Source organism: Rhizorhapis sp. SPR117, from assembly GCF_021742065.1.
Genome location: NZ_JAKKIE010000027.1, coordinates 18097 through 34250, shown reverse-complemented (window position 1 = coordinate 34250; position 16154 = coordinate 18097). Strand labels below are relative to the sequence as shown.

12 protein-coding genes are annotated in these 16154 nt (G+C 59.9%); 1 reads left to right on the top strand and 11 read right to left on the bottom strand.

Going from position 1 to position 16154, the window contains the following annotated elements; all coding sequences use genetic code 11:
* Window positions 1-19: 19 nt before the first annotated feature.
* Genes L3X40_RS11765 through L3X40_RS11755 form a run of 3 tightly spaced genes read right to left on the bottom strand, consistent with a single transcriptional unit; the run spans window position 20 to window position 3305 of the window.
* Window positions 20-1234, bottom strand: coding sequence for a Coenzyme F420 hydrogenase/dehydrogenase, beta subunit C-terminal domain (locus L3X40_RS11765; RefSeq protein ID WP_237365836.1), 1215 nt, complete (start codon window positions 1232-1234; stop codon window positions 20-22).
* Window positions 1231-2421, bottom strand: a complete 1191-nt coding sequence (locus tag L3X40_RS11760) for a polysaccharide pyruvyl transferase family protein (RefSeq protein ID WP_237365835.1) — start codon at window positions 2419-2421, stop codon at window positions 1231-1233. Before L3X40_RS11760 ends, L3X40_RS11765 begins: the two co-directional genes overlap by 4 nt.
* Before the next feature lie 14 nt (window positions 2422-2435).
* Entirely contained in the window at window positions 2436-3305 is an 870-nt protein-coding gene (locus L3X40_RS11755) for a peptidyl-prolyl cis-trans isomerase (protein ID WP_237365834.1), read from the bottom strand.
* A 190-nt stretch (window positions 3306-3495) separates the two neighbouring features.
* Between L3X40_RS11755 and welK the strand changes: the two genes are divergently transcribed.
* The gene (gene welK / locus L3X40_RS11750) at window positions 3496-4509 is read left to right on the top strand and encodes a beta-1,4-glucuronosyltransferase WelK (protein WP_237365833.1); all 1014 of its coding nucleotides are present in this window, start codon (window positions 3496-3498) and stop codon (window positions 4507-4509) included.
* On the opposite strand, the gene L3X40_RS11745 is transcribed toward welK, so the two are convergent.
* The 8 genes from L3X40_RS11745 to L3X40_RS11710 all read right to left on the bottom strand — a co-directional run bounded on the left by L3X40_RS11745 (window position 4473) and on the right by L3X40_RS11710 (window position 16024).
* Window positions 4473-5984: a hypothetical protein gene (locus L3X40_RS11745; RefSeq protein ID WP_237365832.1), complete on the bottom strand. Its 1512-nt coding sequence runs from the start codon at window positions 5982-5984 to the stop codon at window positions 4473-4475. The two genes, welK and L3X40_RS11745, sit on opposite strands and share 37 nt — an antisense overlap.
* Complete coding sequence (locus L3X40_RS11740) at window positions 5981-7081, bottom strand: glycosyltransferase family 2 protein (protein WP_237365831.1); 1101 nt, start codon at window positions 7079-7081, stop codon at window positions 5981-5983. The genes L3X40_RS11745 and L3X40_RS11740 overlap by 4 nt, the downstream gene beginning before the upstream one ends.
* A 58-nt stretch (window positions 7082-7139) precedes the next feature.
* Window positions 7140-8219 (bottom strand): acyltransferase family protein, encoded by a 1080-nt coding sequence (locus tag L3X40_RS11735; RefSeq protein ID WP_237365830.1) that lies wholly within the window; start codon window positions 8217-8219, stop codon window positions 7140-7142.
* Window positions 8219-10801, bottom strand: coding sequence for an AMP-binding protein (locus L3X40_RS11730; RefSeq protein WP_237365829.1), 2583 nt, complete (start codon window positions 10799-10801; stop codon window positions 8219-8221). The genes L3X40_RS11735 and L3X40_RS11730 overlap by 1 nt, the downstream gene beginning before the upstream one ends.
* 70 nt (window positions 10802-10871) lie before the next feature.
* Entirely contained in the window at window positions 10872-11945 is a 1074-nt protein-coding gene (locus L3X40_RS11725; RefSeq protein ID WP_237365828.1) for an ATP-binding protein, read from the bottom strand.
* Window positions 11946-12007: 62 nt separating this feature from the next.
* The gene (locus tag L3X40_RS11720) at window positions 12008-12259 is read right to left on the bottom strand and encodes an XrtV sorting system accessory protein (protein WP_237365827.1); all 252 of its coding nucleotides are present in this window, start codon (window positions 12257-12259) and stop codon (window positions 12008-12010) included.
* 74 nt (window positions 12260-12333) lie between these two features.
* Window positions 12334-13752: an exopolysaccharide biosynthesis polyprenyl glycosylphosphotransferase gene (locus L3X40_RS11715; protein ID WP_237365826.1), complete on the bottom strand. Its 1419-nt coding sequence runs from the start codon at window positions 13750-13752 to the stop codon at window positions 12334-12336.
* A gap of 289 nt (window positions 13753-14041) precedes the next feature.
* Complete coding sequence (locus L3X40_RS11710; RefSeq protein WP_237365825.1) at window positions 14042-16024, bottom strand: right-handed parallel beta-helix repeat-containing protein; 1983 nt, start codon at window positions 16022-16024, stop codon at window positions 14042-14044.
* Between the last annotated feature and the right edge of the window lie 130 nt (window positions 16025-16154).

The following is a 16154-nucleotide window of genomic DNA, read 5'->3' as shown; positions in this document are numbered from 1 at the left end:
CCCATATTCATCTGCAAATTCAGGGAGTCGTCGAAATCACCCGCCGGAATGTCCCGGCAAAATTCCTCAACTTCTCTCCCAGCCGCGCCAGTCTGGACGCTTCATCAATCAGCAACCCCCTGGCCACAGGCGGCCTGCGCCCCGCCAGCCGCATCGCGGCAAAGCGCGCCTTCACCAACCGTTTACGCCGGGCCTGTGCGGGCTGCATCAGGACGATCTCCTCCTCGCTGAGCGTCTCCACCCTCATTCGCCCGGTAGCGACCGCTTTGTCCAGAAAGGTTCGCGCCAGAGTGGAGCGAACCATGATCAGGCTGCGCCCGTCCTGTTCCTCAAACTGCGGATAGCCGCTTTCGCCGCCATACCAGGCATCCGCGCAGGCAATGTCCGCCGCTCCGCCAACCGCGTCGGGACATATTTTGCAACGGAACTGCACCTCTTTGGACAAATGATCGCCCCAGCTTCGTGCATAGCTCATTTGCGCACTGCGCCCGTCCGTCGTTCGCGCAACCGCAAGTCCCGGCCAGCCGTTGCCGCGATACCGGAATTCCGCCAATGCCGCGCCTTCCAATCCCATTTCAGCAAGGATACGGTCGGCCCCCGCATGGCTGGGAATCCCGCCGCAGAAAAAGGACAGTTTCAGCGGCACATGGGCGTCCACCCGCGCGTCCACCTTCGCCAGTTGCCGCAACGCCGATACATCGCAGGGCTTCCCCACAAAGGCGAACCGCCCGCCCTTTTCCAGTTCCTCTATAATGGAGGCAAGAGGCGTGGATGCGGCATAACGCGATCCCGCCGCCGCGATCACTTCATCCGCCGTGCGCGAAATCGCGATACGGTTGCGTGTCGGAAATTCGGAGTCTGCGTTGATCTGAACGACCCGGTCCACCGTTCCGCTTTCCAGCGCAAACAGCAGCAACGCCGTCAATGCTCCGCCCGACGATCCCGCATAGTGAACGGCCTCGTCACAGGCATGCCCCGTCAGTATCGCCGCCGATGGCCCCCAATAGGGCGATGGCGGCAGGTCGTCCCGCCACGGCGCTATCATGCTGCCGGGACAGCATTGCGCAATGACAGCCTCTGCCGTCTCGCTAAGCTCACCCACAATCCGGGGCCGATTATAGCCGGGGCGTTCCACCGCCATCACGATTGCGCCATCCGACACCGCCGCGCACAAACCGCATCCAGCGCACAAATCATCGCGCATCACCCGCTCGACCGTCGGCGATCCTGTCATAACGCCGCCAGCTCCCCCGCCACCGCCAATTGCACACGCAGTTCCGCGCGGTAATTGTCCAGCAATGCCTCTATCTTTTCCATCCCCGCCGCCATCGCCGCCCGCATGGCCTCTCGCCGTTCCAACCCCTCTATCAGAAACGCCAGGGCCGCATCCGTCCCCATGCCCGTCACCGGCAGCATGAAATCATAACCCAGCGTCCCGAACAGCCCGCTGAACTTGCGGCTGTAAGCGATCGGCACCACCGGAGTTCCCGACGAAAAGGCTGCAATGCAGGCGTGCATCCGTCCCGCAACCAGAAAATCGAGGCTGGAAATATAACTCTTCGCTTGCTGCGGTCCGGCAAAGTCCGGCACTCGAATTGCCCCCGGAAATTCCGCTGCAAACCGATCCGCCGCCTGCCCGTCATCATCACCTGAATCCCGATCGGATGTCGCATGGGAAACAAGGTGCAGCTCCACATCCTCCCGCGCCGCCATCGCCCCGGCAAAATCCCGCATCAGCCGCGCATAATCCGCCTCCAGCCCAAATCGGTTGCGACCGCTTTCGGCCTCGTTCAGCAGCAGCCCCGACACGTTCAAGCCAATGCGCAACTTGGCGCCCCCGCGCTCTGCCGACCGATCCACGAAGGGCAACGCAAAGGCGACATCGACCGACTGAACGGCACGGGCACGCGGCGCAATGGTTTTCAGCACGTCAAAGGACTGATGATCCCGCGCCACCACGGCGTCCGCCCGCTCCATCGCCAGCTTCGCCATCCACCTGTAGGGCTGTTTTGTGAATGGCCCGATGGTCTGGGGCGACAACAGCAATGGCACGCCACGCGCCACCGCCATCATCTTGCTCAGCCACAGGAACAGGAACCGCTTGAATCCGTAAATATCGGCAAAACTGTCGCCGGCGCCGATGTCCAAAATGCAATGCTGTGCGCCGATGACAGCCAGTGTCTCTCGCGGATCGATCAACTGGCGGCTGTTGACGTCATACAGGCTGGCGTCGGACGGCCCGATATAGGCCCTGCCCCGATCCGCCACGCCGATGATGGTGAATTGTGGCTCGAATCCCAGCTCTTCCGTCACCTGCCGCGCAATCGCCATGTTGGCGAGGGTCAGCGCGCCGACGCCCAGATTGCCGGATTTACCGCTATGCCAGAGCAGGCCGATCTTCAATATCTTGCCGGTCACCATACCCCGCTTTAAACTCAGGTGCCGGATCGGGCAGTCTTCTCACCTGTCTCCGCCACCTTCGGGCCATAGCCCTTCTGATAGTGGATCTTGTCCTTGTTCTTCTTCATGATTTCCGCAAGCTGATTTTTCAGCGTATCGGCAACCCCCTTCTGCTTCAGGTAAGCCAGTGCGAATTTTCGGGCGGCCTCATCGCCTACCGGCACGGTTCGCACGGCATCGATCCGGTTGACCAACATATCGCCACCCATGGGCAGAATGAATATCTCCCCCGGCGGCAGCGCCAATATCTGCTTCACCATATCGGGCGAAGCCTGAAGGGCGTCCAGCGTGCCACTGCCGCGTTGATATTTTACGCCCTCTCGATCCAGCAGCGTCTGAACCTCATCCAGCGTTACAAGCGGCTTTACTTTTTCGACAAGGTCCGAACCGGCCGCCTGATTGATACGGATCTGTTCGACGTCAAAAATCTTGCGCTGCCCGAACAGGTCGGGATGATCCGACACATAACGCTGGGCATCGGCAGGCGCGGGATCGGGCAGGTTGCGGGTCATCGCTCGTTGGAGCAGGCTTTCAAGCACCGATTCCTCTCCACGAAGTTTCAGCAATCCGAAATCGGCGCTATCGTCCAGTTCGCGCGCTCGTGCTTCCCTGGCCAGTATCTTGCGGATCACGATCTGCTGCAATGCTGCCCCCTGCGTAGCCCCGCCAACCATGTCCATTTCGGCGGCAAGATCACGCTGGGTGATCTCGATTCCATCGACCGTGGCAATCACCTGGCCCTTTGGAGTGGAATGCGCCGAATCCCGTCCGCATGCAGAAAGGCTGAGCATCGCAAGCGCCGCCGTCACGCTCGACACGCAAAACCGCAAACTGTTTCTATTCATCGCCATCCTGACCAATTACGTTCCGACACTTCCCCCTATGGCCGAAGCTGGTGCTAAAAGCAGCGACGACATCAGCCAGATTGGCGACTTCCGCGCCGGATGGATGACCAGAATGGTGCAGGACAGAGACGATAGTTGTGCTAAGTGAAGGGATTGAAACAACGCTTGGCGAGGATGCGAAGGTTACCGAATGATGCATGGCGCCTCTAAAATCTGCCTGGCTGGATCAGGCGGCGGGCATGTTCGCCAACTCCTCGACCTGGAGCCGGTCTGGCGCGACCGCGACGCTTTTTTCGTTACCGAGGACACCGCGTTGGGCAAAAGTCTGGCTGAACAGCATCGCTGTCTCTTCGTGCCCCATGTCGCCGTCGGTCAGGCCCGGCTGGGCGCGCCCTTCCGCATGGCCTGGAACGCCCTTCGCAATTGCGTGCGGTCGGCGGCCATCATTCTGCGGGAGCGTCCCACGGTTCTGATCACCACCGGCGCAGGCGCAATGTTTTTCGCTATGTTCTGGGCGCGGCTGATGGGCGCGCAGATCATCCTTATCGATTCCTTTGCCCGGTTCGAACGGCCCTCCCTCTTTGCCCGGATCGCTGCACCACTCGCCCATCACCGCATCGTTCAGTCAAAAGCGCTGGCCGGTTACTGGCCGCGCACGCATACATTCGACCCTCTCAAACTGCTCGATGGGGACCGCCCGGAAAAGCAACCCCTTCTGTTTGCCACGGTGGGTGCGACCCTGCCCTTTGACCGGCTGGTCGATACCGTCCTGGAATTGAAGACGTCGGGTGATATCCCCGAACATATTGTGCTGCAAATCGGTTCCGGCGCGCGGAAGCCTCGCCCGATGGAGGGCGTGACAGTTGTGGAGACATTGCCCTTTAAAAAGGTGCAGCAATTGCTCCGCGATGCCGACATCGTCATCTGCCATGGCGGCAGCGGATCGCTGATAACGGCCTTGCGTGCCGGATGCCGGGTCATCTCCATGCCCCGTCTGTTCGAACGGGGCGAACATTATGACAATCATCAGGCCGAAATCACCGACGCCTTTGTCGCCCGTGGCCTGATCTGGTCCGCCAACACAACCAAAGAATTGCAAAGCGCGCTTGTCGCGGCTCGCACTGCCACCCCCCGCATGGCAACGACGGACCCGGCCGAACTCATCGCCTATTTGAACCGCGTGCTCGCGCCCCTGGCCGCCTGAAGGACATAGGCCGTCGCGGTCGTCCTGCCTTTGCCATCCTTCACCACCGCAACCGGGCGATAATCCCGCAACAGCGCCGCATGAACCAGATGCTGCGTTTTCACGTTGGGCCGATGAAACCCGAACGCACCATCGACGATGACGGAGGGGCGCGCGGCCAGAATCCGCTGCACCTCTGCAACAGTATCAACGCCCAGCCCCGACGCCTCGGTGCTGATAGACAGATGGTTGGGAAAGGCAAAGCTTGTCGGAATACACGCCTTCGTCAGCGTATAGAGCACAACCGGCCCATGATAGACATAAAGGCACCGGTCCTTGCCCACATGCGGCGCAATCGCTCTGGCCATATCCCGTATCTGCGGGGCAGCAACCGCATTGTCCCGCAACCGCTGCTCATACATATCCATGTTGTTCAGCGACACATACAGGCAATAACCCAGCATCAGATACCCGACCAGGTTGCGCCGCGCGGCATAGCCCGCGATCAGGCAACCCATGGGCGCCATCACCAAAGCATAATGCGGATAGGCTGCGCTCAGCACGGCAAAGGCCGCGATGCCCGACACCAACCATCCCAGCAGGAACAGGCTCGACCGCGATAATGACAGGTCGCGCCGGACGACGCACTGCCCCGCCGCCACGATGCTGACAATGGCGAAAGGCCGCCCGAATTCACGCATGGTGTCGGCAATCCGCCGCGCCACCGCGCCCGGCTGGTCAGGCGCCTTGTCGAATATCGAAAGCACATTGGCGAACAGCCATGCGTCGATCTGCCCAAGCCCCGAATAGGTAAGGATGACCAACAGCGTCGGCAACAGCGCCATACCGATCCACAGCACACCCAATCCGGCAATTTTCCGCCAATCAAGCCTTGCCCGCCATGCCCGCCAAACCAACGCCAGCCCAATAAAGATGCCCGGCAGCAACGCCGTCGGTTTCACCTGCATCGCCAGTCCGCACAGCAACATCGCGCCGCCGCCCACCACGGCCAGCCGCCGGAATGAGGGCGAGGACAACAGCAACCCATGCGCCACCCAACCAGCCGCCACGATCAGCAGGTTAAGGAAAACCTCCGCCTGCCCGCCAAAGCCCAGATGACTGACCAGCAGGCCGTTATACAGCATCACCCCGGCGACCGCCCCCGGCCATCCGGAAAAGCGCGCAATCCACACCGCCATGATACCACTGGTCAGCGCGACCGCCAGCATCGCCACAAGCTGATACTGCACGATCCCATCACCGCCGAGCATCCTGATCCCGGCATAGAGCAGGAACAGGCCAATCGGCTTGCGATCCCATATGTCGACATAGGGTATCGCCCCCCAGTGCAGCATCCGGTCGCCCACCAGCAGGTAAAACTGCTCATCCCCATGCGCGACGATGTCACCGATCCCGGCCCCGCGCACCGCCATGGCGATCAACGCCGCCATCAGGAAAATCAGGATAGTTCGCAAACGCCCGGTCGGGGCGATCATTTCCGTTTCCAGGTCAGCACCGATGATGTGGCATAGTTCCACACCACGCCAATCGCCGCGCCCGCAATCCCGGCCAGCACCCACATGCGGCTGCTGTCGTAGACGATTTCGCCCACGCCGACATTGCCGATCGCACCAACGGCGCAAACCGCATAAAAGGTCGCAAGGCCGCGGATGAATTGCCAACCCCGAAGCTGCATATCCCGATAGGTAAGCGCATTGTTGACGATGAAGTTGAACGTCATCGCCACGACAACCGCCAACGTTTGCGCATAACGGAAATCCTGCCCGCCGACGTTCAGCGTCAGGCCAAGCACCGCCAGATGCACCAGCAGGCCCAAACTGCCGACCGCAGCGAACATCAGGAACCGGACCGGCAGGATATGCCCGAATATCTTTTCGAGCAGCAGGACCAGAAACTCCTGTCCCACCTTGGCGTCCAGCTTGCTTTCCCCTGCCTCACGCGGGCGGAAAGTATAAGCGATTTCGGCGGTCCTCAGCGGTTGCGGCGCGGATGCCAGCAGGTCGAGCATGATCTTGAACCCGACGTTGGAAAGATTGGGCAAAGCCGCCTCGAACGCTTTCCGGCTGACCGCGAAAAAGCCGCTCATCGGATCGCTGACCTGCGTGCGGATCACTGTGTTGGTCAGCCACGTCGCCGCCCGCGACAGGGATGCGCGTTTGGCGTCCAGATCACCCATCGACCCCTCGCCCGCATAGCGCGTGCCGATGACCAGATCGGCCTCATCCGACAGGATTTTCGCGATCATCCGGGGCAACACGCTTTCATCATGCTGCATATCGCCATCGACCACCGCCAGAATGGGCGCGGCGCTTGCCAACATGCCCTCGACCACCGCCGACGATAATCCACGCCGTCCGACCCGCTGCACGCACCGGACGCGCGGGTCCATCAGCGCGAATTCGCGCACCCGCGCCGCCGATCCGTCGGGAGAACTGTCATCGACGAAAATCACTTCCCAGACATAATCGCGCAACGCTTCGGCCAGCCGCTCCAGTAACGGAGCGACATTATCCGCTTCGTTGAATACAGGCACAATTACCCCGACCTGCAATGCGCGCGTACCAGCCTGCATATATTCCCCTGATGCTTCAGCAGTCGCCTGCTAGAACATCGCGCGGCGCAAGGGAAGATCAGGCCGTAACGGGGGTGGGACGCAAGCGAATATGGGACAACCAGCGCCGCGCCGGATTTTCGAACCAGAAATAGGACATATAGGCCAGCGGCAGGACCAACAGGCCGCAGATCGCAATCGCCGCATTCCCGTCAAGCCCGCTCGCGGTCAGCACCGGAAATCCGACAGTCCGCACCAGCGGGTGCAGCATATAGATGCCATAGGTCAGCATCCCCAAGGGCGCGATCAGCGTGGGCAAACTCCGCTTCTTGCCGCCCTGATCCGCTGCCAGCGCCACCGCCGCAATGGCATAGGTCAGCGCGACCATCGTTCCGCGCCCCGCCTCTGTCAGTACAGCGCCTGCGAACGACAGCATCAACCCGACCAGAAAAGCATCTGCAAAGGGCAACCGCCCCAACTCGCGCCGATAGGCCCACAGGCTCATCCCGAACAGGAAAGCCGGAATGGCACGCACAATGCCCAGATCATGGCTCAGCCTGTGCCAGGGCAGATCGCCGGGCAACCACGGTTCCGCCATGCCCAGCACCATGATGCACCCCAGCGCCACAAGGCCGGGCAGCGCGCGATGCACGCCCATCAGCCTGAGCAACAGCGGGAACAACAGATAAACCGTCATCTCCGCGCCGATGGACCAGCTTACATGATTGAAACTATGGCTGTCGCAAAGGCCGTGGGCATTCAGAAACAGCAAGTGCGGCAGCGCGCATTCGGGCCGATATTTCCACAGTTCCCAGAAATCATATCCTGCCCGCAACGCCAGAAATCCGGCCAGAAAATAGAACAGGAACGTAGCGTAGTGCAGCGGCGCCAACCGCGCGAATCGCCGTTTCAGAAAGGACCGATAATCCAGCCTGTCTTCATAGACGAAAGTTATGACGATCCCTGAAATGATGAAGAACAGATCGACCGCAAAGGTCATGTTGCCGAACTGCGTCATTTTCCACCCCGGCCCCGACGCGAACGTCCACTGGTTCCGAAAATGATAGACCACCACCATAACGGCAGCCAGAAACCGCAGCGAATCAAGGCGCAGCAAACGATCGCTTTCGCTTTTCAAACCAAGGAAGCCGGAACGCATCAATCGATCGTCGCCATGGCGGCTTTGCGCATATTGATCCGCTCCGCCATCCTGCCAATCAGGCGGCGTGGCCGTATCGCGTGAACCGCCATTCCCGCCGCCATTGCTACCGCAACGATCAGCGGCGCATCATCCACGTGCAGCTGAAATTTCATCACATGCACTGGCAGGACGTGCACCAGATAGATCGTGAAACTGGCGGCGGCAACGGCACTGACCCCCTTGGCCAGCAGGGGCGGCAGGGAAATGCGTGGCACATAAAGCAGGGCGATGATTGCCGCCAGCAGCCAGATCAGCCGATATTGCCCGACACTCGCATAATCCCAGCCACCCATCGCCGGAACCGCAACATGCAATGCCGTAAAGCCGAGCGCGACTACCAGCGCCAGCACCTTGCGCCCCGGCGTCCTTGCAAAGAAAATCAGCCATCCGCACGCGATAAGCGGCAATACCGCATCCGGCGTCATGTTCTGCAGGCGGTCATGATGGAAAATCGCAAACGCTGCGGCCTTCAACGCCACCGTAGCGCCCAAAAACCATAGCCCGAAAATATAAGGATCGGATGCGGCTGCCTGTCGAACCGCTGTCAGACGGAACAACAGCGCCAGAACGATCATGCACTGGAACAGCGCCTCCATGAACCAATAGGGCGTCAGGAACGATTGAAACCGCCCCTCGAAATTGCTGACCAGCAGGAAGGAACTGACCGAAATGCCTTTGTAAAACAGGGCATAAGCCCACAGGATAAGGCAATAGGGCAATATGATCCGCCTGATGACGGACAGCAGGACATCGAACGACTGGCCACCGATCAGCCTGCCGAAATTGAACCGCGCCAGATTGAAACCGACAAGCAGCATCAACACATCCGCCCCGCCCGCCACATGCCAAGCCGTATCCACGCTCGCATGATTGGCGACTACGCCCGTGATAGCCAGCCCTCGAAGCAGCATTTCCGAATCATAGGGCTTCAGCCCCTGTCTCGTCGCTGCTGTGCGGGGCGCCAGCGCATCGATTTGCGCCACGGTCAGATTTTCCCATCCTTCGGGCAAATACCCCAATCGCTGCTCCAGCGCACTCGCCACCGCGACATAGGACAGGCTGTCTCCCTCCAAAGTCACGAAACTGTCGCTGGCAGCAACCTCTGGCCGGTTAAGCAGCGCGCCAAATGTCCCGGCAATACTCTCGCCCTCAACCACAGGGATGCGTGCCTGCCGCCGCGCCAATGCCGCTTGCAAAACCCTGTGATAATCGGTTTTACCCGACGAAAGCCTCGGCAATGCCGACATCACAGCAACATCGAATAGCGCCGCAGGCAGTTCGAATTCCCGCGCCAGTTCCTGCCCTATCGCTTCGCCATCCATCTTGCCCTGACAGGCGACGGCTATCACATCGTCATTGCCGGCGACCACTGCCGTCACGCCCTTGCGCGCCAACGCGGCCTCCACATCGTCCAGGCCGATCCGCAAGCCAAACGGCTTGCAGAAACGGCTCTTGCGACCGACAATGCGATAAAGATCGCCACGCCGTTCCGCCAGATCACCCGTCGCCAGTGCTTCGACCTCCCGCCCCTTGGCCAAATCCCCCCGGTCGAAGGCATAGCCCATCATCACATTGGGACCGCGATAAACAAGCTCACCAGTCACGCCGTCGCCAACAAGCGTCCGCCCGTCTTCACCCAGCAGCGCAAATGTCCCGCCCGGCACCGGCACACCGATGCAATCCGCATGCTCCAGCAATCGCTCTGGCGGCAGATAGGCCATGCGCGGCGCGGCCTCGGTCTGGCCGTACATGACGAACATGCGGCGGCCGCTGCCAAGCGCCCATGCTCCATAGCGCCGCACCGCATCAGGCGACAGCCGCCCGCCCGCCTGCATCACCGTGCGCAAGCTGGGCAGTTCCATATCGGCAAAACCCAGCGTATCGAGCAGTTCGAAACTATGCGGCACCCCGGCAAGGCCGGTCGCGCCCTCACGCTGAAAAAGCGCCCAGAAGTCGGGATCTGTCAGGCTCCGTTCCGTCACGATGACGGCGGCTCCGCACGTCAGATGCGAATGCAACACCGACAGGCCATAGCTGTAATGCAGCGGCAATGTCGTGATCGCCCGTTCGCCCGGTTGCAGGTCCAGATAGTCCGCGATCGATTGCGCATTCGCATCGATGGCCTCTGCCGACAACCGCACCAGCTTGGTCGTTCCCGTCGATCCCGATGTGGACAGGCACAGCGCCAGATCGGGGTGCACAGGTTCTGCGCCAGCCATCTGCGCTATGCTGCCAGAGGCGGAAATACATATGTCCGGGCGATAGCGTTCGATCAATCGCTCGCCCTTGCCGGTAAAATCATCGCCTGTCAGCAGGACCGCATATCCGGCCCGCAACGCACCCAGATAGCGGACCACACTGACTATATCGTTGCGCATCTGCAGCAGCACCAGCCGCTTGCCCGTCCCAGGTGAGGCCAGATGCTCCACCGCGAATGCGTCCGCGCGGGCCGCCAGATCGGCATAGGAAAGCACTGCCCCATCGTCGCCGATGAGCGCAATATCGCGGTCGAATTCTTCCAGCCTGCTGGCGAAGGTCATCCCGGCACTCGCACTTTCCCGAAAGGCCGCGCCTTTGCACAGCCGTCTTTCCAATACAAGATGACGCTATTCAGACCTGCGCCAGATTGCGTTTGCGGATATGTGACCCCAGTTCATCAGACGCCGCCTCAATCGCTATTGCCACATGGCCGGGCGATACCATAGCGACCTCTTCCTCAATGGCGGCAAGTCCGGCATGATGAGCCAACAGCGCAGCGATATAGGGCGATCCATCGGCAATAGTCCGAATATGCATGCACGCCGTTTCATCAAAGCCAAGTCCGCTTGCCTGCGCGCCAATCTGCATCATTTCGTCTATTTCGGCATCGGTCATGCGCGGCAGTTCCAAATTCAGGATATTGCGGCGGATGGAGGGGATATGTTCGATCAACTCGGTAAAATTGGCCGCAACGCCCGCCACCACCAATTGCACCCGCGCGGATCGGTCGGACAGGTTCTTGATCAGTTCGGCCACGCTCCGGCGAAACTGGCTGGACGTGGCGCGGTCGAATTCGTCCAGCAGGACGATGACCCTTATCCCCACGACCGAAGCCAGCAGATCGGTGACGTGGCGTGGCGAAAGCGTGGCCGTTGGCGGCGCCATATCCAACAGGCTGGCGCCGGTTTCGACGGGATCATGGGTCGGTGTTACGCCGCCATGATAAAGCTGCGGAATCTGCGCCAGCACCGAACGGAACATTTCGTCGAAATGCGTATCCGCATCGCAGCTATGGTAAAGCACGGCATAGCCCGCCTCCCGCGCGGTATCGGCCAGGATATGCAGCAACGACGTCTTGCCGATACCCCGGTCGCCGTAAAGGATCGGGTGCAGCCGCTGGTCCTCTATCCCCCTGATCAGCTTGCCCAGCGCATCGGCGCGACCGGCGAAGCGGTCCTTGTGGATCACCGGCTGGGATGGCGTGAAGGCATGTCGGAATTTCTGCCGCATGCCCGCAAATTGCCCTCCTCCGCTTTCGTGAAGCTGATCGCGGGCGCTTCCCCGAAACCGTGGCAAGTGGCTGATCCGCTTGTGGCGCAGATGAGAGGATGCCCGAAACGGCGAGACAGCGTCATCCGGGATGACCTCGACAAAATCGTGATCGCGTCCGGGTTTCTTCCCTTTGAGGAATTTGAACCAGTACAAATTCAATGCCTCCTTATTGGCTATGCCTTTTCCCGCCCAAAGCGGGCACGACTTCCCTCACCTCACCCCTTTGGCGTCCGATACAGGGGTTTCAACACCACCCAGACATAGGCGAGCGTCGCGCCCAGCACGGCGATGGCCAAGGCATCGCGTCCTTCATTGCCGAAGTAATTTGCCACTGCGCAGCCGATGCTGGGCGGCAGATAGTGCCAGATGCTGTCGATCTCTGGCCCTTCGTCGGTCGATCGCTGCAGGAACAGCACGATCAACGCGGCGAAAATCGCGATGGATATCCAATCATAGAAACTGCTCACTGAACCTGACCCTCATGACACTGTCTGCGCTGTGCCAATAAAAAGCCGTCAATCAGGTCAGAATTGCAAGGCCATCAATATGCATTTCGGTGCATGATGACGCGCGCCGTCAGCGCGATGATGGAAATGTCACGCCACAGCGTCCATCCAGACAGATATTCCAGATCGGCATCGAGCCGATTGGTCAGGTCGCTATGATGATCGGTCGATCCACGATAGCCGCGCACCTGCGCAAGGCCGGTTAGCCCCGGCTTTGTCGCATGACGATACCAATAGCGGCGATCCACGTCCCAGAACAGCGCACCGCCCGCCCGCGAACCCAGCGCATGTGGGCGCGGGCCGACCAGGCTCATCTCTCCACGCAGCACATTCCATAACTGCGGCAGTTCATCGATGCTGGTGCGACGGATGAACTGACCGACCCGCGTGATCCGGTCGTCATCGCGGGCGGTGGAGCGATGACCATTCTCATCGCATTTCTCCACACGCATACTGCGAAATTTATACACCAGAAACAGCCGGTTACCGCGCCCCAGCCGTTCCTGCTTGAAAAATACCGGACCGCGGCTTTCCAGCTTGATGGCGATCGCGGTCAACAGCATCAGCGGCGACAGGGCCACCAGAACGGGGACGGTAATGAACAAATCGAGCAGGCGTTTCATCAGCCGGTGACGCACGCTCAGCGCGCCTGCTGATACCTTGAATGTCGGACCGCCTTCGAACCAGCCAATTTCACTTGCACCGATCTGGCGCATTTCCGGGGCCTGCAATTCACCATGCACCCCCGCACTTTGCAGGATCAGCGTCCATTGTTCGCGCCGCGCGGGCGAACAGACCACGACAACCCGGTCCGCGCTGTGCATCAACCGCCCAAGCTTGTCCAGCATCAGCGGATTTTGAACATCAGGCGAAATACCCAGATAGGCAGCCTCATAGACCACGCTGAAACGGTCGTTGGAGGCAAAGGGAACGTCATCGACAATGATGATCTCGTTGATCAGGCTTTCGCGGAAATTGCGCAGGACGATACGCACGAAGATCGACCGGCCAAGATAGATCGTCGCGATGCTCAATCCCACACCTACACCGAATGCGGCGCGCGACAGCTCCAGCGTCGCCTTCATGTAGAAAGTGAAGAAAATTAGCGCGCCTGCCGCGAACAGCAGCGACAATATGGCGCGCGACGCGCCCAGCATGGTGTCGCGCAGCGTTTCGATGGCATAGGCGTTGCTGTTGATCGCAATACCCGCGAAAACGGGCAGAAGCGCCACTGAAGCGGCCATATTCGCCATGTTCAGATGTGTGCCATGCCGCAGGTAATTGCCGCCGACAAAGCCCAGAAACACAGCAACCAGATCGGTCACGAACAGCGCGGCATAGAGGTACAGGCGAATGCGCTCATCCGCGCGCATCACGGCTTCGCGTTTACCGCCTGCTATCGCGTGCGGATCGTAACTGTCTGCAACCCTCAGTTCCGCAGAGTGTAAATTCACGAACTACTCCCCGACCCAGACATGGCTTTTGTTACTGGCGACCCCATATCAGGAACTGCACCTGCGCCAAATCGCGGGCCTGGTCGCTTGCGCTAATATAAGCCCATGTCTGTTGCAAGCGCGAACGCGACCGAACGCCCTGCCGCATACAAGCTACAAAGGCCCATTCGGTCGCGCGGCCATCTGTCATTTGCGACGAAAAGAAAGAGGCCCGCGCCGAAACGCGGACCCCATGGCTCCCCACCGATGTTGCGGAGTTCCAACCGGAATGGATATGTCTGTTTTCGCCTTACAGGCTGAAGTCACCTGACCCGAGCGAGGTAACGCCTGCAACGCAAATGGTGAAGTCTGCCATACCATCACCGTTCACATCGCCGCAGACATAAGCATCGCCACCCGCAAGGGCATAGCGCAATTGCCCTGCTTCGCCTGTAAACTGGTCCGTGCCGATGAAGCTGAATTTATCATTGGCCGCTGTGTGGCTATCAGCATCCAGCATGGCCAACAGGATCTTGTCGCCCTGTGCGGATGAAAAATCAGCGATAATGTCCATGCCCGCACCCGCCGAAAGCAGATGTTCGGGCCGATAGGAAAACTGGTCGACCCCCGCTCCGCCATATAAACGGTCGCTGCCCATGCCGCCTTCGATCAGGTCGTTGCCCGCATCGCCATAGAGGATATCGTCGCCATCCCCGCCGTAGATCAGGTCATCACCGGCGCCGCTGTGGATGACGTCCTTGCCAGCATCGCCATAGAGCCGGTCATTCCCGGTCCCGCCATCGATGCTGTCATTTCCGCCGCCGCCATAGATGAGATCGTCGCCACCAAGACCCTTCAGGACATTAGCCGCATCATTTCCACGAATGACATTGGCGAGCCCGTTACCCGTTCCCGAAACCGCACTGCCTTGCAGACGCAGATTTTCAACATTCTCGCCCAGCGTGAAGTCCACCCGCGACTGTACCTCGTCGATTCCTGCGCCCGCAGCCTCAACCACATGATCGAGCGCGTTGTTGATGACGTAGATATCATCGCCCATGCCGCCTTCAAGCAGGTTGGCACGAAGACAAGACGCCGCACCGCCGTTCAGCACGTCATTTCCCGCGCCGCCCATGATGTGTGTCGCGCCCGCGCTATCGACATATAGTCTGTCCGCACCGTCAGTCCCGATGACATTTTGATCGCAGGCCGCTGCCATGTCCGCAACAACCTTGCCGGCATCATATGCGGGGTAATGATATTCGATCAGGTCATGGGGCAGGTCGTCGAGCAGGTTGGGATGCGTGTCGAGCCATGCTTTCAACGCGGCTTCTCCGGTGCCGCTGATCGCGCCGGTCGTGCTGTTGCCGTGATTGGCGATAAAGGCATCATTGTTCAGGATGAACGCCGATGCCGCATTGCCGGTCAATTCAACCGCCGTGCTGTTTTCGATCCGCAGCCAGCTCTTCTGATCGGCATAAGCGCCAACAGTGTTGCCGGTCATGATCAGCCCGTTCGTATTACCGACCGAAATCCCGTTATACATGCCGCCCAGTACGATATTGTCGCTGATCGTCACATGTTCATAGGGCACATTGCCGCCGCTCTGGTCACGCAGGAAAATACCCTGGATAATGCCGCCATCGCCACGTTCGATAACATTGCCGGTAATGGTGACGTTGCGGGTGGATTCGGTCGTATTCGTCGTCCATAGCTGGATGGCGTCGGGATGATCGGCGCCGACCGGATGGAAATCGGTGAAATAATTGTCGGAAATCACCAGATCGCTGGTCCCGCCCCCGCGAACGCCATCACTGCGGATCGTCTGAAAGCTGTTGCCCGAAATGGTGATGTGATCGCTGTCGAGGAAATTGACGGCGTGATGCAGTTCCTGAAACTTTGAATCGGTCACGCTGACATCGGAACTGTTGCGGATCATCATGGCCATGGCTTCGATGGACGGGTCCCCGTCGATCAGGCCGTGCACGTAGAGATTGGAAAAATGCACATCCGAAGAGGAACCGACCGTGATCGGAAAATATTTATCCGCCGGGTCGAGCGCGAATTCGATATGATCGAAATCCAGCCCCGAACTGCCCGTGACCTTCAACCCGGTCAGAACTGCCGGATGATCCGCATCGGCCGACGTGATAGCGATGCCGTTGGCGAAATGGATGCCGCTCAACGAAACCTTGCCGTAATTTCCGCCTTCCAGTTGAATGACGTCGCCGTCGGCAGCGTTCTTGACTGCGTTCACCAGCGCGGCTGATGATGAAACCGTGATGAGTGCCATGGGGTGTCTCCCGGGCTTCACGATCCCAACGGATGCAGGTTCATCCGCTTTCAGACCAATCGCAAAGCTGTCTCCGGAATACGGGTCACATGTTAGGACGCTCTTAACCTCACCTCTTAACAAATCGCAA